General features: G+C 39.0%; 24 protein-coding genes. All 24 read right to left on the bottom strand.

Translation table 11 applies throughout. The features are described 5' to 3' along the window. Positions 1-41: 41 nt before the first annotated feature. Entirely contained in the window at positions 42-794 is a 753-nt protein-coding gene (locus BDR01S_RS08755; RefSeq protein ID WP_066256069.1) for an enoyl-CoA hydratase/isomerase family protein, read from the bottom strand. A gap of 30 nt (positions 795-824) precedes the next feature. Then, complete coding sequence (locus BDR01S_RS08750) at positions 825-1,496, bottom strand: 2Fe-2S iron-sulfur cluster-binding protein (protein ID WP_066256071.1); 672 nt, start codon at positions 1,494-1,496, stop codon at positions 825-827. A 6-nt stretch (positions 1,497-1,502) separates the two neighbouring features. Further along, positions 1,503-3,146 carry an FAD-dependent oxidoreductase gene (locus BDR01S_RS08745; protein WP_066256075.1) on the bottom strand — a complete coding sequence of 548 codons (1,644 nt, stop codon included), beginning with the start codon at positions 3,144-3,146 and terminating at the stop codon, positions 1,503-1,505. 189 nt (positions 3,147-3,335) lie between these two features. After that, positions 3,336-4,316 carry an NAD(P)H-dependent flavin oxidoreductase gene (locus BDR01S_RS08740; RefSeq protein WP_066256077.1) on the bottom strand — a complete coding sequence of 327 codons (981 nt, stop codon included), beginning with the start codon at positions 4,314-4,316 and terminating at the stop codon, positions 3,336-3,338. A gap of 38 nt (positions 4,317-4,354) precedes the next feature. Further along, positions 4,355-5,515 (bottom strand): ABC transporter substrate-binding protein, encoded by a 1,161-nt coding sequence (locus BDR01S_RS08735; RefSeq protein WP_066256081.1) that lies wholly within the window; start codon positions 5,513-5,515, stop codon positions 4,355-4,357. Positions 5,516-5,643: 128 nt separating this feature from the next. Beyond that, positions 5,644-6,489 (bottom strand): 3-hydroxyacyl-CoA dehydrogenase family protein, encoded by an 846-nt coding sequence (locus BDR01S_RS08730; protein ID WP_066256084.1) that lies wholly within the window; start codon positions 6,487-6,489, stop codon positions 5,644-5,646. Between the two features lie 67 nt (positions 6,490-6,556). After that, positions 6,557-8,014 (bottom strand): sigma-54 interaction domain-containing protein, encoded by a 1,458-nt coding sequence (locus tag BDR01S_RS08725; protein WP_066363127.1) that lies wholly within the window; start codon positions 8,012-8,014, stop codon positions 6,557-6,559. A gap of 16 nt (positions 8,015-8,030) precedes the next feature. Next, positions 8,031-8,771, bottom strand: coding sequence for a cyclase family protein (locus BDR01S_RS08720; RefSeq protein ID WP_066256087.1), 741 nt, complete (start codon positions 8,769-8,771; stop codon positions 8,031-8,033). A gap of 52 nt (positions 8,772-8,823) precedes the next feature. Continuing rightward, complete coding sequence (locus BDR01S_RS08715) at positions 8,824-9,594, bottom strand: SDR family NAD(P)-dependent oxidoreductase (RefSeq protein ID WP_082797361.1); 771 nt, start codon at positions 9,592-9,594, stop codon at positions 8,824-8,826. Positions 9,595-9,647: 53 nt separating this feature from the next. Continuing rightward, on the bottom strand, positions 9,648-10,361 hold the full coding sequence (locus BDR01S_RS08710) for an ABC transporter ATP-binding protein (protein ID WP_335582585.1): 714 nt from the start codon (positions 10,359-10,361) through the stop codon (positions 9,648-9,650). Continuing rightward, positions 10,345-11,148 carry an ABC transporter ATP-binding protein gene (locus BDR01S_RS08705; RefSeq protein WP_066256095.1) on the bottom strand — a complete coding sequence of 268 codons (804 nt, stop codon included), beginning with the start codon at positions 11,146-11,148 and terminating at the stop codon, positions 10,345-10,347. Before BDR01S_RS08705 ends, BDR01S_RS08710 begins: the two co-directional genes overlap by 17 nt. A 1-nt stretch (position 11,149) precedes the next feature. Next, entirely contained in the window at positions 11,150-12,142 is a 993-nt protein-coding gene (locus tag BDR01S_RS08700) for a branched-chain amino acid ABC transporter permease (RefSeq protein WP_066256099.1), read from the bottom strand. Then, positions 12,142-13,011, bottom strand: a complete 870-nt coding sequence (locus BDR01S_RS08695; protein ID WP_066256102.1) for a branched-chain amino acid ABC transporter permease — start codon at positions 13,009-13,011, stop codon at positions 12,142-12,144. The genes BDR01S_RS08700 and BDR01S_RS08695 overlap by 1 nt, the downstream gene beginning before the upstream one ends. Positions 13,012-13,159: 148 nt before the next feature. Next, a complete protein-coding gene (locus BDR01S_RS08690) occupies positions 13,160-14,308 on the bottom strand; it encodes an ABC transporter substrate-binding protein (protein WP_066256105.1) in 1,149 nt (382 codons plus the stop codon). 288 nt (positions 14,309-14,596) lie between these two features. After that, positions 14,597-16,537 carry an oxidoreductase gene (locus tag BDR01S_RS08685; protein ID WP_066256109.1) on the bottom strand — a complete coding sequence of 647 codons (1,941 nt, stop codon included), beginning with the start codon at positions 16,535-16,537 and terminating at the stop codon, positions 14,597-14,599. A 34-nt stretch (positions 16,538-16,571) separates the two neighbouring features. Continuing rightward, a complete protein-coding gene (locus BDR01S_RS08680) occupies positions 16,572-17,714 on the bottom strand; it encodes a thiolase family protein (protein ID WP_066256111.1) in 1,143 nt (380 codons plus the stop codon). Then, on the bottom strand, positions 17,711-18,133 hold the full coding sequence (locus BDR01S_RS08675; RefSeq protein ID WP_066256116.1) for a MaoC/PaaZ C-terminal domain-containing protein: 423 nt from the start codon (positions 18,131-18,133) through the stop codon (positions 17,711-17,713). The genes BDR01S_RS08680 and BDR01S_RS08675 overlap by 4 nt, the downstream gene beginning before the upstream one ends. A gap of 7 nt (positions 18,134-18,140) precedes the next feature. Continuing rightward, on the bottom strand, positions 18,141-18,572 hold the full coding sequence (locus BDR01S_RS08670) for a MaoC family dehydratase N-terminal domain-containing protein (RefSeq protein WP_066256121.1): 432 nt from the start codon (positions 18,570-18,572) through the stop codon (positions 18,141-18,143). A gap of 10 nt (positions 18,573-18,582) precedes the next feature. After that, positions 18,583-19,764 (bottom strand): acyl-CoA dehydrogenase family protein, encoded by a 1,182-nt coding sequence (locus BDR01S_RS08665; RefSeq protein WP_066256124.1) that lies wholly within the window; start codon positions 19,762-19,764, stop codon positions 18,583-18,585. Then, the gene (locus BDR01S_RS08660) at positions 19,748-20,857 is read right to left on the bottom strand and encodes an acyl-CoA dehydrogenase family protein (RefSeq protein ID WP_066256125.1); all 1,110 of its coding nucleotides are present in this window, start codon (positions 20,855-20,857) and stop codon (positions 19,748-19,750) included. Before BDR01S_RS08660 ends, BDR01S_RS08665 begins: the two co-directional genes overlap by 17 nt. Positions 20,858-20,914: 57 nt before the next feature. After that, positions 20,915-22,540 (bottom strand): class I adenylate-forming enzyme family protein, encoded by a 1,626-nt coding sequence (locus BDR01S_RS08655; RefSeq protein ID WP_066256129.1) that lies wholly within the window; start codon positions 22,538-22,540, stop codon positions 20,915-20,917. A 46-nt stretch (positions 22,541-22,586) separates the two neighbouring features. Then, entirely contained in the window at positions 22,587-23,369 is a 783-nt protein-coding gene (locus BDR01S_RS08650; protein ID WP_066256132.1) for an enoyl-CoA hydratase/isomerase family protein, read from the bottom strand. A gap of 16 nt (positions 23,370-23,385) precedes the next feature. Then, entirely contained in the window at positions 23,386-24,663 is a 1,278-nt protein-coding gene (locus tag BDR01S_RS08645; RefSeq protein ID WP_066256136.1) for an acetyl-CoA hydrolase/transferase family protein, read from the bottom strand. 35 nt (positions 24,664-24,698) lie between these two features. Continuing rightward, positions 24,699-25,829 carry an SDR family oxidoreductase gene (locus tag BDR01S_RS08640; RefSeq protein ID WP_066256138.1) on the bottom strand — a complete coding sequence of 377 codons (1,131 nt, stop codon included), beginning with the start codon at positions 25,827-25,829 and terminating at the stop codon, positions 24,699-24,701. Positions 25,830-25,952 lie beyond the last annotated feature (123 nt).

Here is a 25,952-nt window from a genome sequence, read left to right as displayed (position 1 = left end):
TTTAAAAATTAGCGAACGTGATAATTGCCATTGTTCTATTTTTAGGTTCGTTTGCTAACAAATTGAAGGGCTCTTTCTTGTGCTTCATCCGATACCATTAATTCCCCAATTCTTTTTGCATCAGCATGTAAAGCATCATCAATATGCATCTCAAGCCCGTTATTAACAGAAGATTTAAGAGCTGTTAATGCACCCAAGGGGAATTTTGAAATTTTTTGGGCGAAATCATTTACAAAATCTAACAGCTCCCCTTGTGGAACAATCTGCTCAATTAGTCCCCATTTTTCAGCCTCCTGTGCTGAAAACATTTCCCCGGATAGCATCATGTATAAGCCCATTCCCTTACCAACCAATCTTGGCAGTCTTTGCGCCCCACCATAACCCGGAAATAGGCCTAACTTTATTTCAGGAAGACCCAGTTTGGCATTCTCGGATGCAATGCGAATGTCACATGCCAGGGCTAATTCAAGTCCTCCCCCTAATGCATACCCATTAATCGCACAAATCACCGGCTTTGCTAGTTTAGAAATAGACGAAAATACATTTTGTCCTAGGAGCGAATACTCTCTTCCTTCTTCCGCGTCCTTTAAAGAAAGGAATTCATTAATATCTGCACCCGCTACAAAGGCCTTCCCCTTACCGGTAATAACGATGACTTTTACCGACTCATCACTTTCAGCCTGAATAAGTGATTCCTGAAGGCGATGCATCACTTCTTTATTTAAAGCATTTAATACCTCAGGACGATTAATCGTTAGAAATAAAACATGGTCTTTTTGAGAAGCTTCAATCATTCCAATATCCTCCTCGTTATCATTAAGCTCTTATGTAGTCTTTAATTCGTTTAGAAAGGGATTGATGGCTAGTTTCTTAATTGGTATTCCATAGGGGCAGGGGCAGCCAGGGCAGGATTCACATTTCTCCATGCCAAGTTCTTTTGCTTTCCCTGAATAATTATGCTCATTTTGCGGATGATTCTGAAGCTGGGCGAGCTTGACAAAAAACATTGGTCCAGCAAATGAATCCATCTCTTTATAGCTATATTCTGGACATCCTGATAGACAGGACTGACAATCAGTACATTTATTTAAAATATCAAATTCTTTGCTGGTAAGTGGGTTTTTGGAGTGATTCAGTAGTTGGGGAAATAGTTTTTTCTGTTTAATTGTCTCTGTAATAAATTTTCTGTCCACGACCAAATCCTTTTGAACAGGGATTTGGTCTAGTGGTCCTATAACCATCCCCTCTTTAACTTTGGTCATACAACCCATCCTTGGGTTTCCATTAACGGTAACAGCACACAAGCCGCATTGTTTAAAACGGCACCCATAACGAATGGCTAAATCATCATCGATCTCTTCCTGAATGGTTTGAAGCGCTTCTAATACAGTGGAATCTCCTAGTGATAGCGGAAGCGTATATTTCTCAGTTGTTTGTGGTAACTGCCTATTTTCTGAATGGTTCGTTCTGTTAACATAAATTGAAATTTCACTCATCCTACATCACCCCTCAATGGAAAGCTCCTCTTGTGAAGCTTTGACCATGACATTTTTCCTTTGCCATTGTTCGACCTTCACAGGATAATCGCTCCGGTAATGACTGCCCCTTGATTCTTGTCTGTATAAAGCACTTATGGTAACTGATTTTGCGGTTTGAATCATAAATTGAAGCTCGATTAGTTCCAAAAATCGGTGGTTATTGGTTTGCTCAAAGGAAACTTTGACACATTTGGATTTCTTCTCAATCTTATTAATGACGGATAAGGCATGTTTCAAATTCTTTTCTTCTCTAATAACTCCAACATTTTCCCACATGGTGTTGCTTAATTCCCTTTTCAAACGGATCGGTTTATAGTCACTTTTTCCGGTGAATTGGTTAATCACCTTTTGTTTTTCTAAAATAAAATCGCGATCTTTGAGAACAACTTCTGCATCTGTTGGTTTTTTTATTTCCTCCCCGACAATCTTCCCAAAGGTTAGTCCATCAAATAAGGACATCGATCCCATCCTTCCTGCCCCGTGTAATCCCCCTGCTGTTTCACCAACTGCATACAAACCAGGAATTTCCGTTTTGCCAGACTCGTTAATAAAGATTCCGCCCATGAAATAATGCTGAGTGGGACAAACTTCAAATCGCTCTAACCAATGCGAGGCTTTTGTTCCATACGCCAACTTAAGGGTATTGATTGTCCCGATTGATTTCCAATGCTGCCAGTTCTTTTCACCATCTTCATGCTTTCTATTTTCTGTAGGATCTAGCCAGAGCCCCCCATGTGGCGTGCCATTGCCCTTCTTAACTTCTAGCGCAATTGCTCTTGCGACAAGCTCCCTGGTTTTGTTAGGTAAATCATCGACCACGATTTCATCCTGTTTATTTCTTAATACTCCATACGGACCTGCGGCAGATGTATCTCCCACTTCGAGGCCTTTCATCCCGTTTGGGAAAAGTATACCAAATGGGATGTACTGGATTTGCTCCATATCAATTAATCGTGCCCCTGCTCTTAAGCCTAATGCATATCCATCACCCGTTGATGAGCGCATATTATCTGAATGAGGGTAATAAATCATCCCTGCTCCACCGCATGCTAAAATAACATTAGGAGCGTTAATGCCAATCCATTTATTCTCAACCCAGTCATAACATAGAACACCGCAAGCCTTCTCTTCCCGCATCATCACTTCACAAACAACCACTTCTTCTAGTGTTTTTATATCCAACGCTAAAAATTTACTCCGCAATGAATTGGCAATGGAAATCCCTCGATTGGAGGATTTTAACGTCCTCGGGATCGTGTGCCCACCAGGTTTTACTAGTTCCTTTTCTTTTGGGTTTTCAGGATTACGGAGGTATATATGGCCCCATTTTTCGATTTGATCATTAATATTTCTACTTCCGCTTAAAAGCGATTTTACTAGACTTTTTTGGTTAATTTGTTCGCCGGTCCTTAATAAATCATCATATAGTGCTTTTTCATTTGATTCGTTGGTTGTAACAATTCCGCCTGAGATACGAGTATTTCCCCAGCCAATCGGGTCTTTTGATACAACACAAACCCTTAATCCGCGTTCGGCTGCCGAAATACTAGCCATCATGCCCGCTATTCCACTTCCAACGCAGACGACATCATAATGATAGATTTCCACTTTTAATGCTCCTTTGTTTCTTACCCCTTGAAATGAACAATTACTAGAAAAAAGAATGAAAGGGAGGGGGTAAAAATACCAACCTCCCTTTTCACCTTTTTATACTATTAGAGGTCCAGAATTAAATAGAAGAATAGTGTAGTTGACAATTTGTAAAATACAATTCAATTGGTAGTCCCTTACATTTCTTCAATTCTTTAAAGCGCTTTGACCAAAGTTAATCACTTTCATTTCTGCTATGACCTGATTTGCTTCTACTGCAATTGCCTTTACCACATCAACCGCACTATCAACACTCGTTATTAAACTTACACCTTGACCGGCACTAGCCCAGCCATTTTCAAAGTCGCCTTCAATGACTGCTTTTTTATTTTCTGTCCCCCTTACGTATGGTAGAATCTCTTCAATCGTTGACGCCGCTTGGTCAATTTTTTGTACTTTGTTAGAATAATTGGATTTAAGGGCACGGATGACACCGCCTATTTTCCGTGTCAAAATGGTGGTTGCATCATCACTAGAATCTACTATATATTGCTTATAATTATCATGCGCTTGACATTCGATTGTTGCGACAAATCGTGTTCCTAATTGAACAGCCTCCGCTCCTAACGCCATGGCTGCTGCCATACCATGTCCATCCATGATTCCACCCGCGGCGACCACAGGAACATCTACCATTCTTGAAACATGCGGAACCAATGCGAATGTGGTTAATTCGGCACCCCCATTGTGTCCTCCCGCTTCATATCCTTCACAAACTATAATATCTGCTCCGCTTTTTTCCGCTTTCAAGGCATGTTTAGCCGTCGCTGTAATGACCATTACAACTAACCCCATCTCCTTAAAAATCGGAATAAACGGCGACGGATTTCCAGCACTTATACTGATCGCTTTAATCTTATCTTTATGCTTTGTAATTACATTTACATATGGTTGGTTGTCCTTATGCTCACTTATGGGCAGATTGACACCAAATGGATACTTAGTAAGCTGTGAAGCAAGTAATATTTCCTCTTCAAAGTTTTCTGGTGATCTCCCTGCCGAACCAATTTGCCCGAATCCCCCACCATTTGAAACAGCCGCAGCCAGCGCCCCATTCCCGACGTAAGCCATGCCACCCTCAATGATTGGATACCTTACATCAAGTAATTCACATATACGATTTTTCATGTTTAAAACCTCTCTTTTTTACGAAATAATAGGTCCTTTTAAGGTTGATACGGAACAATAATTCCATCCTTCACCATTAACAGAGCATCCTCACCTTGAGCCTGACCATCGACAAAATCAACATTGCCCCTTGGCGATTCCCACTCCGTGTCTTCTAACACTTTCGAAATTGCTTGATAATCATCAACCGTCCCCGCTTTATCCATTGCTTTTGCGAGGAACCAAATGGCTTCAAATCCCAATGTCTGGATTTTTTCTGGTTTATATTTGTATTCTTTTTCAAATGCAGTGACAAACGTATGGTTAAACTCATTGTTGGCAGAACTTAGGTAAATATCTGCTGATATCGTACCCTCGACGGCATCTGCCCCGGCGAGTTTGATAAATTCTGTATTAAGATTTCCAGGTGCCAAAAGTTTCACCGTGTCATTCATGCCTAATTGATGGGCTTGTTTAAAGATGGCCGAATTAATCTCAATCGCCGAACTAACAACATAGATTGCATCTGCTTTTGCAGCCTTTAATTTCGTCAAGGGATTGGTAAAATCGGTTTCCGTTAATTCAAAAAACTCTGTGCCAATAATTTTCGGGGCATCTTTACCCGACCAATTCTTTTTCAAAATCTCTAACTCCACTTGACCATAATCGGTATTTTCAGCAATAACGGCAACCGTTTTAGGCTTTAATGTATCTTTTACAAACGTATGAAATACTTTCCCCCTCATATCATTGGTTGTGTTTAAACGGAAGCGAAAAGGATCGCGATTTTCCATAATTTCAGGTGCAGAAGAGATAGTAACAATGTTTACTAATTTGTTTTTTGCAATATCTTTCTCAGCAATTGAAACAGAACTATTCACTCCGCCGGTAATGGCATCCACTTTATCTTTGTTAATTAATTTATTAAACATATTGACACCATTTTCAGGTTTTGCTTGATCGTCCTCAACGACCAATTCAATCTGTCTTCCTCCTAAAATTCCGCCATTGTCATTGATCATTTTTGCAGCTAATTTTCCACCTTCTTGTGCTTGCTGGCCATACAATGCAGCTGGACCCGTTAAAGGAAGAACGACCCCGATTTTCACCGCCGATTTAGAAGAACTGGAACCATCACTACTCTCATTACCAGATGTTTGATTACAACCAGCTAAGATGAGAAAGACAACAGCACATAAATAAACCTTCCATTTTTTCAATGCATAACCTCCATTTTTCTATTAACTACTGTCTAAAGCTATATCTAAAAAGGTAGTTGCAACATTGAAATTCTAGATAAAGAGTATATAACTTACTTTTAGCTACCGAATTAGGGGGAATAAGGAGATCAATAAACCTTTAAATGAGGAAAATTCAATATCTCTGCAGAATAACTATAAAATCCGGAATTTGTTTTTTGACCTAAGTACCCGGAATAAACCATATTTTGCAATAAGGAGCAGGGTAGAAATTTGGGATTACCTGTTCCTTGGTATAGCGAATTTAACATATTTAATATAATATCCAGCCCTATTTGGTCAGCAAGGCGTAAAGGTCCTGCCATTAGACCAAGAGCCAGTTCCATTTCCTTGTCAATTTCATGCGGGGTGGAAATTCCTTCATTTAAAAGATGAATTGCTTCATTAATTAATACCATTGTCATTCGATTTAATAAGAAGCCGGGGGAATCTTTCACGATGTTCATTTCTTTTCCCAGTTCCCCCATCAACCACTTCGCCCTCTCCAAAGCCTTCGTCGATGTATGAATCCCTTTCACCAATTCAATTACTTTGGACTTTTCAAAAGAATGTAAGTATTGTAGACCAACTACATTTCTCGGATCCTGTAAATGTGATGCTATTTTTGAAACGGAATAGATTTTACTAGTTGTAAAGAACACACTACCATTTGGTATTTCGATTTTACTCTTTTTTAGGTAGCCTAACTTTTCTTCATTGTCAGGCAAATAATCGAAAAATACCACGGGCTGGTTAAGATTTATGTCAAGGTTTGAAGTAAATTTAAACTTTTTCTTGATCCCTAACCTGTCCTCATAACCATGTTCCATTTCATCCTGTAGGAATTCTAAGGAATCTGTATCTTCATCAATAAAAGTGATGGAAGCTGCTTTATTTTTACAAGATAAGGCTAGGCTTAAAGCCTGCTCATTTGACCCCATTATGATAACATCCATCTAAGTCACCTCCATTTAAAAAAAGTTTATCTCTCTAGTTTTATCGATCATTCATTCTAATCACTAGTTATTTCAAGTTAATGTCGAACTTTCTTAACTTTTTATAGAATGTTCTCCTGCTAACCCCAAGAATTTCCATAGCATTTGTACGGTTATACTGTGCTTCTTTTAAAGCAGCTATAAACTTTGCACGCTCATCTGCGAATTCATCATCTTGTTCATCCTCTTGTTCCTCTTCCGGTTCAACTAGTTCTATTTCTTCGACATTGTTTTTCAACACCTTAGTAGCTTGAAATTGAATAATTTCCTGTGGAAGATGCTCCTTTTGAATAACCGAACTATCACAAAGAATGACTCCATGTTCAATCGTGTTAATCATTTGCCTTACATTTCCAGGCCAATGATAGCTTCTAAGTATTTCAAGGACGTTTTTTGATAGAATTAATTTTTTATTATACATATTGGAAAAATTTTCAGTAAAAAAGTTGGCTAATATTTCAATATCTTGAGGTCTTTCCCTAAGTGCTGGGATGTGAATTGGCAACACATTTATTCGATAATAGAGGTCCTCACGAAATTGCTTATTTTTTATCAGTTCAGGCAAGTTTTGATGGGTTGCCGCAATGACTCTAATATCTATACTGATTGTTTGATCACCGCCAACCCGCTCAATTTCCCTTTCCTGTAATACTCGAAGTAATTTTGCTTGAACATTAATCGGCATGTCACCAATTTCGTCTAAAAATATCGTACCTCCATGTGCTAATTCAAATTTCCCGATTTTACCGCCCTTTTTTGCACCGGTAAAAGCACCATTTTCATAACCGAAAAGTTCAGATTCAATTAATGTTTCCGGAATGGCCGAACAATTAATTTTTATAAATGGCCCATCTTTGCGATAACTGGATTCATGAATCGCCTTTGCAAAGACTTCCTTTCCCACACCGCTTTCACCCCCTAATAAGATGGAGGCGTTGGAAGAAGCTACCAAGGAGGCCTTGTTTAAGCAGGTCAAAAATAGCGGGTCACTGCCAATAATTTTCTTAAAAGGGTCTTTCAATTCTGAGGAATGCCTATTTTCTGTTTGCTCTCTCTTTTTAATTTCATTTAATTTCGTTAGTGCATTATAGTATCGGATGACTTCTTTTACTTGTTTAAATACAGTTACACCGCCAATGATTTTCCCGTTACTATACAGCGGTGTGGCATCAATAATCACTTCAGCTTTTAAGTGGTCCAGATAAACGGGCTCCTGCAATATCGGCACACCGGTTTCCATGACAGTCAAGATTCTTGCATTTGGTTCTACCCTTTTCATTTTCCTGCCAATGACTCTTTCAACCGGGACACGTAATATCCGAGTATACGAGGGGTTCGCATATACGATTACACCCTTTTCATCGACGACGACCACCCCATCGTGGATATAGTTCAACACTTGGGCTAGAGGAAAGTCATGTATGGAAGTCGGTTCGAAACTTTCTTTAAAAATAAACTCTTGTAAGGAATTATTATTTAGTAACATGATTTCACCTACCCTATTAATCGATAATCGCTAATGCACGTACCTGTCCACCCGTTTTACCAATATACGGAATTGGAGCTCCAGAAAATGTAAATCTTGATTTTGTAATTTTATTAATATTTACCATATTTTCAATAATGGCAATAAAATCATCATTTGGTAAGCCTAATACACGAGGACGTAAGAAATTCATGTGAACCGGCATCGATAATTCTCCGGCTGCATCCACATTACAATTATCAATTCCAACCGTTTTAACCCGCTTTTCTCTCAGCCATTCTCCTGCATCTCTGGCTAATCCCATATGCTCAAAAGAATATCGAATTGGATCATTCACTGTTGACCAGCCCGTAAAAATTAACACAATATCGCCTGGAAGGATTTTGGTCCCCGAACGGAACTCTGCTTCTTTAAGGTCTTTAGCTGTTACAACTGCTTTTGATCCAAATCGATACGACACATCCAGCCAGACCGCATTTCCGTACCCACAGTCGATTGGCATTTTATCAATGGTATATTCAGATTCCGGGTCTCCATGGAAACAGGAATCCATATGTGTACCTGAGTGACCACAAATAATGATTTGCTCATTTTCAAATGAGATAATGTCTGTTTCATCATACTGATTGAGCCGCTTAAAATCTTTATAGGCTTCATGATTTCGAGTTCCGGATAAAAAAAGCGGTGTCCGTCCATGCGCTGGATGCTGCGGCATCCCTTCATAAATTCCCATTGTTAAATCAATAATTTGTGTCATTGCCATTCCCCATTTCCTTTTCATTAAGTTTTTAGGAACATTCGACTAATTACTAACCAATATGTGAGCCACCAGAAATATTCAAAACGTGACCGGTAATATAATTGGAACCACTGGATGCTAAAAACACAATCCCTGGGACGACATCATCGACTGCAGCAAAACGGTTTAACACGATTTTATTTTTGTAAGTATCAGCAAATTTATCGCTTCTAATTGTTTCAGTCATATCCGTTTCTACCACTCCAAATGCAACAGCATTTGATTGAACACGGTATCTGCCCCACTCACGTGCAGTGGACATAGTCACACCAATCACACCAGCTTTGGCTGCACTATAGTTCACCTGCCCAATTGTTCCTCCAAGACCAGCAGTAGACGTCACATTAATGATTTTTCCATTTGATAATGCTTCAGGGTTTTCTTTCCCTCTCTCTATAAAAATTGGAGCAACTGCTTTAATACAATTGAATGTCCCTTTTAAACTTACATCAATTACTTGATTCCACTGGTCATCATCCATTTTGTGGATCATCGCCGGCCTGATAATCCCAGCATTATTCACGAGAATATGTACGGTCCCAAATGTTTCCCTCGCTGCGTCTACGATTCTTTGTGTGTCCTCATACAGAGCTACATTTCCTTGGACCCCAATTGCTTCCCCATTTTGACTACGAATTATTTGAACTGTTTCTGCAATATGTTCTTCATTGATATCATTAACAATTACTTTGGCACCTTGCTTTGCTAAACCAATCGCGGTCGCTTTTCCTATCCCATTTCCTGCGCCTGTCACAATTGCTACTTGATCTTGTAAAAACAATTCACTCAACCCCAATCTCTTATTTTAAATATGAAAATAGTAATATTTGATTGTTAAAGACCCAAATATGCGGCTTTGATTTCCTCGTTCTTTAATAAAGAACTAGCCTTGTCTTCTAGGACTATCCTTCCCATCTCTAAAACATAGCCTCGATCTGCCATTTTCAAGGCCAAATTCGCATTTTGTTCTACAAGCAATATACTATGGCCATTCTCATGCAAAGTTCGAATAATACTGACTACATTTTGTACTAATACAGGACTTAAACCTAATGATGGCTCATCAAACATCATCAACTTAGGCTCCGACATGATGCCTCTCCCAATGGCGACCATTTGCTGCTGGCCACCGCTTAAGCTGCTGGCCAGTTCATTCCTTTTCATATACACATCTGGAAAGTATTCATAGACCTTTTCCAATAATTCTCGTAAACTTGCACCTTTTTTCGATTTCTTGTATCCCATTTCAAGATTTTCTTTTACCGTCATATCAGGGAATAACTGACGTCCTTCTGGGACAAGTGTAATCCCAAGATTGTTGGTCTTATAGTATGGAAGATTTGAAATAATTTCTCCGGAATAATTGATTTCACCCGATTCTATTGGTTCAATCCCAGCAATAGCCTTAAGGGTTGTACTCTTACCCGCTCCATTTGCACCTATTAAGGCAATCATTTCTCCTTCATTAATATGGAGAGATATTCCTTTAACAGCTTTAATGGGACCATATGAAACATGGACATCCTTTAACTTAAGCAAATTCCACACTTCCTTCCTTTTCTGTGTGGTGATCCTCATCAGGAGTACCTAGATAAACCTCGATAACCTTAGAATTGTTACTAATCTTTTTTGGAGTGCCTTCCGCTATTTTTGCCCCCTGATCTAGAACAACAATATAATCACAAAGATTCATTACCACCTTCATATCATGTTCCACAATTAATACTGTAAGTCCTTTTCCTTTTAGCTTTTTTATAATTTGAACGAGTTTAGCAGACTCCGTTTCATTCATGCCTGCTGCCGGCTCATCCAATAGTAATAATTTAGGATTAGCAGCTAAGGCAATTGCAATTTCTAGCTTTCTTTGTTCACCATACGGAAGACTTTTGGCTTGTGCTTCTCTCTTATCTTCTAATTCCATTAGTTTTAAAATCTCAATCGCTCTTTGTTTACTATTATTTTCTTCTTCGATGTATTTTTTCCAATTAGTAAAGGCATATTTTAATAGCCCTTTCACTTCCAAATGCTGGCCCGTCAGAATGTTATCCAATACAGAAAGTTCGGAAAACACGCTTGTATGCTGAAATGTTCGAACCATTCCAAGTGATGCCGTCTGATGGGCATTCAATTTAGTTATATCGGTACCGTTGAACAAGACTTCTCCCTCTGTGGGTGGTAAAAAGCCACTTATCAAATTAAAGCAAGTCGTTTTTCCAGCACCATTGGGACCAATAATACCAACGATGCTTTGTTCCTCAACGGCAAATGATATATTGGAATTCGCACTCAAACCTCCGAATCGTTTACTTAAATTGGAAACTGATAATAATGTCACGTTATGACACCTCCTTTTCTTTCTCCATACTACTTTTACTCTGCCGTTTAGGCCCTGTATCCTTTTGCATTTTTGTTCTAATCTCTTTAATCAGATTAGCAATCCCCTTCGGCATAAACTTAATTGATAAAACTAAGATAACACCGAATACTAGTAGTTGTACTTCCGGGGACATCCACAAGAATTCTGGGATAACGGTGAAGATAAAGGCACCAAACAATGGTCCTAGCAAGAATCCTTTTCCACCGACAATTACCATTAATAATGCCTCAGTTGTATAATGGACGGATAAGAGGTCGGGGGTAATAATTCCAACAAAAGGTCCGTACAATGCCCCAGCCAACCCCGCAATCACCGCTGAAATCGTAAATGCAATAATTTTATACTTAGAAACATGAATTCCAATTGAACTTGCTAACAGACTTCCTTCTTTTATGGCTAGTATTCCTCTGCCAAAAGGTGTTCTTAATATGAATTTAATAAAATAGATGACCCCTACTAAAAACAGACAAACGAAGTAGTAATAAATCATTGGATCAGTAAGAGAAATTTGCGTAAAGGGTATAGTCGGGGAAGAAACACTTAGCCCCATGGCACCTCGGGTAATATCTGTCAGATTGAGAATGATTAGGCGAAACACTTCCGCGAATGCCAGCGTAATGATGGCAAAGTGAACGCCTTGGAGACGGAGTGATAAAAATCCAACACACATTCCAACCAAGCCAGTTAATACTAAGGAAATGAGTAAACTAATAAAATATGGAAATTCTAAGCTTTGATGGATCAAGGTGGTAAAGTAGGCACCTAAGCCAAAAAACGCGGCATGACCAAATGATATTTCACCAATGTAACCGACAATAAAGTTTAGGCTTAATGCAAAGATCGAGAAAATCCCAAATGTGATGATAATATTTAAGTAATAAGGATTATTAAATACAAATGGGAGAGAAATTAAAATTAGTAATAGCAGGATAAAGGGCAGTTTCTTTTTCATTATTGTGACCTCCTTTGAAATCCAAAGATTCCCTGAGGACGAACTAATAAAACGAGAATCAAGATCACATAACCAATGATATCCTTCCAAGAGTTCCCCACTAAAGACGATGCCCCTGTTTCAACGAATCCAAGTAACATACCGCCGATAATTGCTCCAGGAACACTGCCTAAACCACCCAAAATAACGATGACAAAACCTTTTAACATAACACTTGTACCCATTGTTGGTGTTACATAGGTGGTAGGTCCGATCAGGATTCCAGCTAGTGTGGCTAATGAAACCCCAAAAATGAAGGTAAAAGAATAGATTCGTTTAATTGAAATCCCTGAAACCATGGCGCCCATGCTATTCTGTGAGACAGCTCGCATGAGTTTCCCTAAATGACTGTGCTTGATAAACAGGTTTAGCAGCACGATGACCACAATCCCCAAAAGGACAACGACTATTTTTTGCTGAGTGATAAAGACATTTCCAATATGGACGACACCATTAAACGGACTACTTATCTGCCTGGGAGTTGTTCCATATGCAATTGCAACCAAGTTCAATAAAACAATACTTAAACCAAAGGTGGCAAGTAATGAGTTTAAATGATCGGTAGCAAGTAATGAACGGAGCGTAAATTTTTCAATTAACCATGCAATCAAACAAATAATGACGATGGTCACAATTCCTGACTGGAAGTAATTTAATCCTAATTCTTGTTGAAGGATATATGATCCAAATGCCCCAAGCATATAAAATTCACCATGGGCGAAATTAATCATTCCTAATATTCCGAAAATTAATGTTACTCCTAAAGCAAACAAGGTATAAGTTAATCCAATAACTAATCCATTCGCGACTAATTGATTGATAATTTCCAAAAAAATATCCCCCTTTCTTTCATTTAAAGGTAAGTATCCTCTTTATTCATCGGGAAATGAAAATAAACAAGGAAGATCCTTGTATTATTGAAATTTTTTTAACCAAATAGCTTCTTTTATAGAAGCTATTTGGTTAGTGTCTATCAATCTACTGCTGATAGGGAATAACTTTACCACCCTTAACAGTTAACGGAATTACTTCTCCTAAAGCTTGGCCGTCTTCAAACTTTAAATCGCCTCTAGGTGATTTCCAATCTTCACTCTCTAAAGCTTTAGATATAGCCTTATAGTCAGTGGACGACCCAGCTTTATCCATTGCTTTAGCCACAAACCAGATGGATTCAAAACCTAACATCTCCATTTTTTCCGGTTTACGGTTGTATTCTTTCTCAAATGCGGCCACAAATTCTTTGTTCATCTCATTATCAATCGTATTTTGATATAGGTCTGCAGAGATAATACCTTCTGCACCCTCACCGGCTAACTCCACCATTTTTGAATTGATATTACCGGGTGCAAGTAATTTCATCGTGTTATTGAATCCAAGTTGATGTGCTTGTTTGAAAATCGCCGAATTTATTTCAATCGCAGCACCAACAACATATAATGCATCAGCATTGGCTGACTTTAATTTTGTTAACGGGTTAGTAAAATCTGTTTCAGCTAAGTCAAAAAATTCAGTTGCCACGATTTTAGGATTATCATTGCCAGACCAGTTTTTCTTCAAGGCCTTTAATTCAGCTTGACCATAATCAGTATTTTCAGCAATAACCGCAACTGTTTTTGGTTTAAGCTGTTCAGCCATAAACTTATGGAAAGCCTTACCATCCATATCGTTCGTGCTATTTAGCCGGAAGCGGAATGAATCACGGTCGCTCATAATTTCTGGAGCCTTAGAAACAGTAACAACATTTAACAATTTATTTTTAGCAACATCTTTTGTTGCCATGTTAACAGAACTGTTTACCCCTCCAGTAATGGCATCAACTTTATCACTTTCAATTAATTTCTTAAATTTCGTTACACCTAACTCCGGTTTTGATTGATCATCTTCAGTTAATAAGGTAATCTTACGACCTTTTAAAATCCCACCATCATCATTAATCATTTTGGCTGCCAATTTCGCACCATCTAATGTTTGCTGGCCGTATAGGGCTGCTGGTCCTGTCAATGGAAGCACTGCACCAATTTTTATGTTTCCGCTTTCATTTTTACCAGTACCATTTGATGACTGTGCACATGCTCCCAAAATCAAAACCAATACTAACATTAAAGTTGTAAGTATTCTCTTCCTCATAATGGAACCCCCTTTTATTTTAACTACTATAATAACTTGCAAGTTCCATGCCAAAATAAATATGCTAAAAACTGTCCATTTCGCGAGGCAATTTTGAATTTTCTGTAAATAAACTGTTTACTTTTTACTTTGTTTTGGTACAGGGATACAGTTTGTATACAGTCCAAAAGAATTATGTATGCTTTAGCAACACGCCTATCCTAAATGAAACTTCTAAGACGTCAATGTATCTACCTTTTCACTATGGGGAGAAAATCTAGCTGGGGGATACAACTCCCCCTGTATATCTTAAAGAAATTTACTCACTTCTACGTATGCTTGCCATATTCCATTTAAGATTTTTCCAGGTTCATTGCTTCCACCGATTTTTATGATATCTTCTTGGTCTCCTAGAATTGAATTTGCATCAAATCCCCTAGCTGAAACCACAATCTCAGGCTCAAATGGCAAATGGATTCTTTCCTTGCTTACTGTATGACTAAATAGTAGATTACCTTTTTCATCGATGGAGATATCCGTATTATTCAGAATGTCTACCTTTTTCAATTTAAGGTCTTTTAATAGGTCCATTCGATTAATTAAATCGATATTTAATCCATTGGAGCGTTTACCTGACCTTGCAATGACGACTACACGATTATTTTTGTCTGCTAGATAGTTGGCAGCTTCTAGACCGGCACCTCGTGAACCAAGTATGATGATATTTTTGTTTTCCATTTTATTCGTTTGTAATACCTCAACAACACTTACAATCGGAATGTTGGCATTGAATAATTTATGGAATTTTGGTGTCATACCAGATGCATCCATGACATAATCGTTAGCCATCTTTGCTAAATCCTTAAGCTCGATTGATTTGTTTAAGCAAATGGTAATGTTCGAGAATTGCTGAATCTGATGGACTAAATATTCTTTAAACCATTGCCAATTTTTCTTACCAGGAGGGGCACTAGCGACATCTAATAATCCCCCTAACTGATTTTCTCTTTCATAAAGATAGACTTCATATCCCCTCTTTGCAGCAAGAACGGCCGCGTACATCCCTGTCGCCCCCGCACCAATGATATGAACTTTTTTGAGTGGATTAACGACTGGCTGTAATTCTGGCTGTGATAATTCACGACCCGCTCTTGGGTTAACGGAACAGCGAATACTTTGATGCTGTCTTAGTCGGTCGGTACAATAACCGCAAGTGGTACAGCGATTAATATCTTTATAGTTTCTTTTACGTGCTTTTTCCGGCCATTTTGGATCTGCGATTAATGCTCTCCCCAATGCAATGAAATCTACACTTCCAGATTGAATCACTTCATTTGCATATTCCGGCTCACGAATGACACCTACGCCAATAACGGGAACCGTTACCTGTTTTTTTATTTCACTTGCGAAATGAATACGCCATCCTTGTTTAGCCGACATGGGATCAATATTCTTATCATTAGATTCAAAGGTTCCTGTGGAAACATGGATGGCATCAACGCCATTGCTTTCTAACAGTTTGGCAATTTCGATGGATTCCTCGAGCTCTAATCCACCGTCGACAAATTCATCTGCACTAAACCGAACGATGACCGGGAAATTCCGCTCTACTTTGGCTTTTATCCCTTGGATGATTTCCGTTATTACTCTAGTTCGATTCACCGTACTGCCACCATATCGATCCGTTCTTTTGTTAGAGTAGGGAGATAAAAAACTCCCTAATAAATAGCCATGAGCGGCATGTAATTCAACCCCATCATAACCAGCTAGTTTAGCTCTCCTTGCTGCTCTAACAAACTTTGTAACCAAATCTTCTACCTCATCTGTTGTTAATTCTCTTGGTTCTGCCCTCATTACTTTACAGGCAATCGGCGAAGGGGCCACCGGCTGGAAGCCAGTTATTTTAGAATTGGTTTGTCTTCCAGCATGGTGAAGCTGCAAAAATGCTCTACAATTATATTTTTGAATTTCTTCTACTAGGTAGGTGTGACCCGGAATAAAGCCATCATGATCGATTACCAACTGGGCTTCCGTTCCTTTCCCTACTGGTGAATCAACACAAGTAAATTCAACAATAATCGCACCGGCCCCACCTTCGGCTCTTTCTTTATAATATTGAATTACCCGATCGTTTACCTCTCCATTTAAGGATGGCATATTTGTTTCCATTGGTGCCATTAGGATTCTGTTTTTCACCCTTACAGTTCCAATATAAAAAGGAGAAAAGAGATCCTGCTTAAAATTAACCATCGTAGTGTCCACCAGATATTCACCTCGTCGATTTCTATTGAAGGCGTTCGATGATAGTAGCGGTTGCCATTCCACCCCCACAGCACATTACTTGCAGGCCATATCTCTTATCCATATCCTCTAATTCATGTAGAAGGGTGGTCATAATTCTAGCACCACTTGCACCAGTCGGGTGACCTAGAGCAATCGCTCCACCTCGCGGGTTCACCTTATTCATATCAGGATTGATTTCCTTGCTCCATGCTAGCGCAACAGAAGCAAATGCTTCATTGCACTCAAATACATCGATGTCTTCCACCGTTACACCAGCCTTCTCAAGAATTCTCTTTGTGGCTGGGATTGGTCCGGTTAACATCATCGTTGGATCAGAGCCAATGACATCCCTTGCAATAATTCTCGCTCTAGGTTTCAATCCTAATTCCAATGCTTTTTCTTTTGACATAATCAGCACAGCGGCAGCACCGTCGCTAATTTGACTAGAGTTTCCAGCTGTTATCACGCCGTCTTCAAAGAAAGCAGGCTTTAATGCGCCGAGTTTTTCTAATGATGTACTTGGTCTTATCCCTTCATCATCAGTGACAAGGATTCTTTCTCCATCTTTTACTACTTCAATTGGGACAATTTCTCTTTTAAATGCGCCACTGTTTCTCGCTTGGTCTGCTAATTTATGACTTCTTAGGGAAAACTCATCTAAATCTAGTCGGGTAATATCCCATTTTTTAGCGATTCTTTCAGCAGAATCCCCTTGTTGAATCATCTCATACATATCTGTTAATTCTTTGGGCGCTTCAACCCGATCAGAGCCTAGTGGATGTCTTGTCATATTTTCGACACCTGCTGCTATGACAACTTCTTGATCCCCTGCAATAATCGCTTGTGCCGCCTGATTGATTGCTTGTTGGGAGGATCCGCATTTTCGGTTAAGCGTCGTCGCAGAAGTTTGTACGTCCAAGCCTGCCATTAAGGTACAGATTCTCGCAATATTGTTACCTTGTTCCTCATTCTGTGTTACACAGCCTACCACGACATCATTGATTTCCTTTGGATCAATCCCCGTACGCTGGACGATGGTTTTCATAATTTCACTCAATAGATACTCAGGTCTTGTATCTGAATAGACCCCTTTTCTTCTGCCCACTGGTAAACGCAATGCTTCAACAATGACTGCTTCTCTCAAAGATATCCCTCCTCTTCCTTAGCCAACAGTATGGCCTCGCCTAAAATGACCGGTTCATTATGTTGGTTTAAAGCTTTTAAATCTAGTGAAATCACTTGATTCTCTTCATTCATTACTTCTGCAGCACATGTAATCGTATCACCAGGTCTGACCATGGCCCGAAACCGTACTTTAAAATTCTTTACATGAAAATCATCACCAGCGATCTTGTCTAAATATTGGCCTAAAAAGCCCATCGAAAGCATTCCATGCGCTATAACTCCTTTTAATGGCGAGTTTCTCGCAAACTCCTCATCGATGTGAATTCGATTAAAATCACCAGATGCACCAGCATATTGGGACAGCTGAACACGAGTAATTGGTTGTTTTACTAGTTTTGGTATTTGTTTATTTAGAAGTGTTTTAGATTCCATTCCCATGTTCACTTCATCCCCTTACAACTAAAGTCTGGCGTTCCCTGAATATTAATTCCTCAGCCCCGTCAAAGCCTTCCTTGTCACGAACAATAAACGTTAATTTCCCATTTCGACCTGTTTTTTCAAAAACATCTATCACTTTTTCAATGCACTTTATACGTTCTCCGGCATAAAAACGTCTAAAATATTCATATTCTTGTTCCCCATGCAGCAATGTACTTTTGTCGATTTTGGTATACCATTCAGGTTCTATTTCGCGAAAGGTAGTCGGAAAGGTCAAGGGAGCCAGCAGTGACGGATACCCCTTGGCCTTAGCCGCTGCTTCATCGTGATAAACTGGATTATCATCACCGATGGCTCGTGCGAATTTACGTATCGCTCCTTTTTCGATATCTAGGTATACCGGCTCATTTACTTTTCCTATTAAACTTCGATCTATCATTTCCATCACCTCACAATAATACTTTTTCAACACTGTCATCTATGAAACTGCCATTTATCATTCCTCTGCCAATTACCATATGTTGTATTTCCGTTGATCCTTCATAAATAGCTGCTGGACGAACTTCACGATATAGTAACTCCAGTGGGTTTCCTTTAATCATTCCATATCCCCCAAATATCTGTTGACCCTCGTAGGCGACACGCTGTGCAACCTGAGTTGCATAAAGTTTGGCAATCGCGGCTTCCTTAGTTACCCGGTTTCCTAGGTCTTTCCGATGTGCCGCATAGTAAACCAAATTTTTTGCCGCTTGAATTTCTGTATACATATCTGCTAATTTAAATTGAATCGCCTGGAACTGGGTAATCGGACCACCAAAGGCATGACGCTTTCTAGCATATTCGGCCGCATGTTCTAATGCTGCCTCTGCAAAACCGACTTGTTGTGCCCCGACAGAAGAACGGAACATATCTAAGCTTTGCATCGCATATTTAAACCCTCGTCCTTCTTCCCCTAGAAGATTCTCTTTGGGGATTCGGCAATTGGTGAAGGTTACCTCGCCAATTGGATGCGGGGCAATCATTTTCAACCTCTGTGTGACTTCTAATCCAATATTGTCATCTTCCACAATAAAAGTTGAAATGCCTTTTGAACCTGGTGCATCACTGGTTCGAGCAAAAACCACATAGACTCCGGCATCCCCGGCGTTGGAGATGAATATCTTTTTGCCATTAATTACCCATTCATTCCCATCTAGTTTCGCAGTTGTTTGTAAGCTTACAGCATCAGATCCGGCATTTGGTTCTGTCAAAGCAAACGCAAATACTTCCTCACCCGATGTCATCTTTCCTAAATAATGCTTCTTTTGTTCTTCTGTTCCAGCAAGCAAAATAGGGAAACTTCCAAGACAGGTAACCGAATAAGTGGATTCTGCTAATGGGCATTGTCTTGCCAATTCTTCTCTTATAATGCATAGCTCTGTGGCATTCGCTTGGTCTGCCTCATTTAATCCGCCATACGCAACCGGTATATGTCTTCTATAAAAATCATTTTCGGCCAGCGCCCGCACCATATCAAAGGATAGGACATCTTGTTCACCAAATTCCTCTTGAATCGGAATTAATTGTTTCTCACAAACCTCTTTAATTTTTTTAATTAATGCTTGTTCTCGTTCATTAAAGCGATAGTCCATAATTAACCTCCTTTTCGTTAACCCCAATGTGATCAATAACATATTTTGCAATTGTAATCCGCTGCATCTCTGAAGTCTGACCAAAAATCTCTGTTAAACGTTGAGAACGATACAATTGGGAAACAGTCGAGTCATTTAAGAGCCCATGTGAACCATGAATTTGGACAGCATGGTTCACGGCTTTACTGGCAATCTCTGTTGAAAAAACCTTCGCCATCGCTGCCTCTGTTTCAAACTCTTCATTTCTATCAAGTTTCTGTGCAGCAAGATATAGTAATGTGTTGGCCGCATTAATTCCTACCGTAATATCAGCAATTTTAAATTGTATCGCCTGAAAATCACCGATTGGATTTCCAAATTGCTCTCTAGCACGAGCACGAACTAATGACTCCTCTAGGGCAGCTTCCGCAATTCCAATCGCTAATGAAGAAATTGATAGTTTTGCCAGCCCATTGGCATAATTTAACCCTTCAAAACTGCGATCCACTGATAGGATCAAGGAAGATGACGGGATGGATACTTGATTAAACATAACTTTCGATAGCTTTAGACCCTCTAATCCCATTTTCTTTTGTTCTTGTGTAATAATACCTTCGGCCTCATTCGATACTCGAAAAATAGAGAAGGTGTTGTCTGGGGTTTTCGCTAACACCATATAATGATCTGCCAGTTCGGCATTTGCAACAAACCATTTTTCTCCTGTTAATACCCAGTTGTTCTTTATTTTCCGCGCTTCTGTCTGAATAACCGATAAGTCTGACCCAGCTTCTTCTTCAACAAAGGCCGCTGAGTAGAACTGACCATCATATTTATTGGCTAAAATCGATTTAGTAAAAATTAAGTCAGTAAACAAACTGGCAAAGGATGGAGAGGTTTTGGCCAATTCAATTAAAACCGTGACCTTTGATATCCATTCCGTCTCATTGCCTAAAACCATTTCCCAAATTCCGGACTCTTTAACAGCATTTATATCGTCAGCCGTTATGACACCTTCTGTCTCCATCCGATCTACACTGTTTACTAAGTGTTCTGAAATATATTTCTTTGTTTGTTGTCTTTGTGCAATTTGATGTTCGTTCAATTCGTAACTCATTAACATCCCACCTCAACTATTTTCATAAATTTCAGAAATTAATCCGCATACCTACCATCATTTATTTTTCATCGTTAAATTCTGATATTCGTCCTTTAAATGGTTTTTAAGAACCTTACCGGAAGGATTTCTTGGCAATTCATTTAAAAATTGAACATATTTTGGTACTTTGTAGTCTGCAAGATATTGTCCAACAAACTCACGAACTTCCTGTTCTTGTATTGAATGACCATCCTTCAATACAATTGATGCCAGCACTTCTTCTCCAAATACTTGATCTGGCAATCCTACCACTGCTGCCTCTAAAACACTTGGATGATTAAAAAGTACATTTTCTATCTCGGCAGTATAAATATTTTCTCCCCCGCGATTTATCATGCTTTTTTTGCGGTCCATTAGAAAAAAGTAGCCTTCATCATCGACATAACCAATATCTCCAGACTTCCAGTAGCCATTATCAATAAACTCTTTATAGGTAGCTTCTGGATTTTTCCAATATTCCGGAATTACAGTAGGTCCTTTAATGCATAATTCGCCGACAATGTTCCTGCCTACCTCTTCTCCAGCATCATTGATGATTTTCCAATCAATAATTTTAGTGAGAATCCCAACAGAATCAGGTTTCGAGATTGCTGACTCAGGTCTAGAAAAGGTGCACGATCCGGTGCATTCAGTTGCCCCATAATTGTTGATAAAGTTCATATTCGGATATAGGCTCATAAGTTGTTGAATCGTACTTACTGCCATTGGTGCACCACCCGTAACGGCTAATCTTAAATGACTTAAATCATATTTGTCCCGATCAGGATAGTTTAATAGGAACACAAAGATTGTTGGAACTGTATTGATATATGTTATTTTTTCACGGTCGAGCAATTCGAGAAATTTCTGTGTTTTATACGTGTACATTAAAACAGATGTCCCGCCAACATAGACCATGTGGGTGAATCCAGCAATTAATCCGGAAACATGAAACAATGGGATGTTAATTAAGGTGCGGTCTCTTTCATCCGTATCCAAGTTTAAACTGAAATTTAATACATTTTGTGAGATTCCTAGATGAGTGCCTAATGCTCCCTTTGGTGTACCAGTTGTCCCGGATGTATACATAATGAATAAGGGATCCGTTCTTTCAACTTCAGCCGGTTGTGCAGGCTTATTCTCCTCTAACAAACTATCAAATGGGAACCAAAAACGGGAAGGCTTATTCTCTGTATCTCCGGTTACAAACACGTTCAACTCCAAATTAGCTAGGTGGACCGAATCTTTTGCCACTTCAACTAAAACGTCTTCAACCACCAATACATTTGTACCTGAATTTTTTAACATAAATTGTAATTCCGACGGGCGAAGCCGTGTATTTAGTGGCACCACAATGCCACCCAAATAGGAAGTAGCGAATACACATATACAAAACTCAACCGTGTTGTTTGATAAAATAGCCAGCCGGTCTCCCTTTTTAAAATGGAAGCGATGTTGTAAATTAGCGGCCATTTTCTCAACTAAATGATAGAATTCAAGGTACGTAACTCGTCTATCATCACAAATAATTACTTCCCGGTCTGGAAACCGGTCGACAGAGTTCTTCAGGATTTCGTTAAGATTTTTGCATGCTTTCTGATAGACTTTTAAATCACGTCCATATATCGTTTCACTTTTAGTAATTGCTCTATTTGACAACAAATCTACACCTCCGTACTACATCCCTTTGGTTGTTTAGCTTTTACAATTATTTTCCGGTAAAGTTTGGTTTTCGTTTTTCCTTAAATGCTAAAACAGCTTCTAAATGGTCTTCCGTTTGCTGAAGGATTGCTTGAGCAAAATTTTCATATTGGATGGTCGCTTTTAAATCGTTATTCTGGAATTTCTCCATAATCGATTTTACAAAAACCATGGTCTGGACTGGGCCTCGTGCTAATTCTTTAGCAAAACTTACAGCCTCATTTAATGCCTCACCTTCTTCAACTAATCGGTTCACAATTCCATATTTTTGAGCTTCTTCTGCTGACAGCACGGCACCTGAGAAGATCCATTCCTTCGCTTTCCATGGACCAACGATTTTAGGCAGGAAGTGGAGAAGCCCACAATCAGGAATTAGCCCTACTTTAGAAAAACTTAACCCGAATTTTGAATTGGTTTGTGCAATGACTATATCGGCTGCCAACGCTAAACTAAAACCTGCTCCCATTGCATACCCATTAACGGCTGCAATTACTGGTTTTTGTAATTCAGCTATGCGGAGAATCAATTTAGTGGTATGGTTAATTTTTTCTACAGATTCAAGGGTTGTTCTTTTCCCCATTCCTTTTACGTCTCCACCTGCTGAAAAAGCTTTTCCTTCTCCTGTAATTATGACAATTTTTACCTCTGGATCTGATTCAACTTGATTTACACACTTCAATAAATTACTTTTTACGTCTGCTGAAAGGGCATTAAGAGAATCAGGCTCGTTTAAAGTTATGATTGCTATACCTTCGTTCAATTCGTATTTAACACTTGGGGTGTCTAACAAATTCACGTCACTCCTTTCAAACCATTAATCTAGAAGACATTAATTCTTCTCTAAACATTGGATGAGCAATAGAAATCATTTCTTCCATTCTTTCTTGAAGTGATTTTCCAAACAGACTAGCAATGCCATTTTCCGTCACTACATAATCTATTTCGCTTTTCAGTGACGTCACATGTGCGACGCTGTTAGTAATCCGTGAGATGGTATGGTTCTTCGCTGTCGATGGTAATGCAATGATTGATTTCCCACCTAAGGAGGCCTGTGAGCCTTTAATAAAATCCATTTGTCCACCGACACCTGCGATTGGATAGGAACTATATTTTTCAGCGTTTATTTGTCCTGATAGGTCTACTTCCAATGCAGAGTTAATTGAATAGAGGTTATCAATTTTTGAAAGAGTAGAGAGATTATGAGTGTAGTTCACCGGGTATAGCTCAATTAAGGGATTATTATGAACATAATCATATAATTTTTTGGTTCCCGATATATTCGTAGCGACTACCCTTCCATTATTCAAATTCTTATATTTGTTTGTAATGACGCCATTTTCAATTAAATGAATAATGCCATCGGAAAAGGTACCAGTATGAATGCCTAAATTCTTTTTGTGTTCTAAATTCAATAAAATACTTTCAGCAATGGAGCCAATGCCTATTTGTAATGTAGATTGATCAGGAATAAGTTCTGCTACATTTTCACCAATTTTTCGTTCAACCTCTGTTAGTGGTTTAGGTGTCGTTTCTATCATTGGTCTGGAGGTGAGAATAAAGGAATCTATTTCCGTTACATGGATGGTTGTTTCACCAAAAGTCCATGGTACTTCACTATTTACTTCAGCAATAATATTCTTACCGGAATGAATGGCAGATTTCATATAATCCACCGAAATTCCGAGGCAGCAAAATCCTTTTTCATTGGGAGGAGAGACTTGAATTAGAACTGTATCTAATTCATTCTGTTTTAACCATTCTGGAATCTTCGACATATTTATCGGGATATAATCACATTCCCCATCGATAAAGGCCGTTTTTAGCAATGGTGAGGAAAGGAACGTTCTGATTTTAAAAAAAGGTAAACATTCCTTATTTGCAAAGGAACACTTACTCCCTTGGACCATCGTATAGATATAAGCATTTTGAATCCGTTGCCTCTGTTCAATTAATTGCTCCACTAATGTTTGAGGTTCATTGCTTAGAGGGGCAATTAAAATAGTTTGATTGGGCTGGATTGAGTAAATTGCTTGCTCCGCTGTAACTTTTCTTGCTTCAAAGTATTTCTCCCACATCTTTAGCATCAACACCACCTCTCACATCTGATTTATGCATACCCCTATGAAATACTGATATTTTGATGGGACAATCTTCCGTTACCCGTACAAGGTGAAGGAAGGAGTCTTTTTTCTTGGAATACGTTTATCCATTTTTTTATCATCGATTCTGAGTCCATAACCTCATGAAACCCTGCTTGGCGCAGTTTAATGGTGGAAACGAGGAGTGGATGATGCAATTGATTTAAGTATCGGTCTGCGAATTGGAAGGATTGCCCAACAAACTCAGTTATTCCAGGGGCAGCAAGTTGATATTTGACACAGATTCGATCCCAATCAGAAGTCCTTTTAGACATTTCCTTTGCTAATGAGATTGGGACGTTTTCACCAGAATCCATATCTAGAGCCTCAGCAATGGCAGGCCATATATTTTTCATTACCATTACATCACCATTCGTAATATTAAAGGTTTCATTGGAAGCGGATTCAACACTTCCTGCCCAATCGATTGCCCGTGCTAAAAGATCGGCATCGACCATTTCCATTACGGAAGTTTCTTGCCCAGGATAGTACAATGGTTTCCCTTCCTCTTTAAGGAGGGCTCCATAGACTCCAATGGCAGGGATTAGATTCATCGCACTGCCAATAGACTCACCTATGATGATTTGTGGACGAAAAATTGTCCAATTCCAATCCTTCCCTTGTTGCTTATTCTTAATATAATCCTCTTGTGCCCAATAAAAATTTGGGATATCACGGGCGTCAGACTTTCCTTCCCTTGCAGGCACCTTAATTGGACGAACATGTCCCCCATATGCCTTTGTTCCTTGTAATAAAGTGACATGTTTTAATGTTTTAGACGATGCTTGTTCCAATGGTTCGAAAATATTTCGTAGCATTCGGTCATTGACTTGAATTTGGTCTTGTTCCAGCCATCCAGTTGTCAGATTCTGTTTTTCATAAAGAGCAGCATACACAATATGGGTAATGTCGGTCATATTCCCAAAATGGTTAAAACATTCTTTTTCATTGGTAAGATCAACAGATATGAATTTTGCACTGTAAGGGTTGGCGGGTTTACGGCGTGCTACAGCTACAACAGATGTATTTTGTTGGTTAGCCAGATGCTTCATGACTGCATTCCCTACAAGCCCGGTTGCACCCACCACTAAGACTTTTTTATGGCCTGTCATTAGTTCCTCCTTGACAAATGATCTTTGAAATGAATCACTAATAAATATTTCGAAACACGAATTTTTTAAATCTCTATAATATTTTGACATTTATTGCCGCATTACCTGTTTATTTTTAAAAAA

The organism is Neobacillus drentensis NBRC 102427 (assembly GCF_001591445.1).
GTDB classification, from domain to species: Bacteria; Bacillota; Bacilli; order Bacillales; family Cytobacillaceae; genus Neobacillus; species Neobacillus drentensis.
The sequence above is the reverse complement of the archived record's forward strand: the minus strand, read 5'-3'. Positions and strand labels throughout refer to the sequence as shown.

Bases quoted from the DNA above. Each gene is read 5' to 3' on its own strand.
- BDR01S_RS08755 (WP_066256069.1), bottom strand. From the start codon at position 794: ATGATTGAAGCTTCTCAAAAAGACCATGTTTTATTTCTAACGATTAAT.
- BDR01S_RS08750 (WP_066256071.1), bottom strand. From the start codon at position 1,496: ATGAGTGAAATTTCAATTTATGTTAACAGAACGAACCATTCAGAAAAT.
- BDR01S_RS08740 (WP_066256077.1), bottom strand. From the start codon at position 4,316: ATGAAAAATCGTATATGTGAATTACTTGATGTAAGGTATCCAATCATT.
- BDR01S_RS08730 (WP_066256084.1), bottom strand. From the start codon at position 6,489: ATGGATGTTATCATAATGGGGTCAAATGAGCAGGCTTTAAGCCTAGCC.
- BDR01S_RS08725 (WP_066363127.1), bottom strand. From the start codon at position 8,014: ATGTTACTAAATAATAATTCCTTACAAGAGTTTATTTTTAAAGAAAGT.
- BDR01S_RS08720 (WP_066256087.1), bottom strand. From the start codon at position 8,771: ATGACACAAATTATTGATTTAACAATGGGAATTTATGAAGGGATGCCG.
- BDR01S_RS08700 (WP_066256099.1), bottom strand. From the start codon at position 12,142: ATGAAAAAGAAACTGCCCTTTATCCTGCTATTACTAATTTTAATTTCT.
- BDR01S_RS08690 (WP_066256105.1), bottom strand. From the start codon at position 14,308: ATGAGGAAGAGAATACTTACAACTTTAATGTTAGTATTGGTTTTGATT.
- BDR01S_RS08685 (WP_066256109.1), bottom strand. From the start codon at position 16,537: ATGGTTAATTTTAAGCAGGATCTCTTTTCTCCTTTTTATATTGGAACT.
- BDR01S_RS08675 (WP_066256116.1), bottom strand. From the start codon at position 18,133: ATGGGAATGGAATCTAAAACACTTCTAAATAAACAAATACCAAAACTA.
- BDR01S_RS08670 (WP_066256121.1), bottom strand. From the start codon at position 18,572: ATGATAGATCGAAGTTTAATAGGAAAAGTAAATGAGCCGGTATACCTA.
- BDR01S_RS08665 (WP_066256124.1), bottom strand. From the start codon at position 19,764: ATGGACTATCGCTTTAATGAACGAGAACAAGCATTAATTAAAAAAATT.
- BDR01S_RS08660 (WP_066256125.1), bottom strand. From the start codon at position 20,857: ATGAGTTACGAATTGAACGAACATCAAATTGCACAAAGACAACAAACA.
- BDR01S_RS08645 (WP_066256136.1), bottom strand. From the start codon at position 24,663: ATGCTAAAGATGTGGGAGAAATACTTTGAAGCAAGAAAAGTTACAGCG.
- BDR01S_RS08640 (WP_066256138.1), bottom strand. From the start codon at position 25,829: ATGACAGGCCATAAAAAAGTCTTAGTGGTGGGTGCAACCGGGCTTGTA.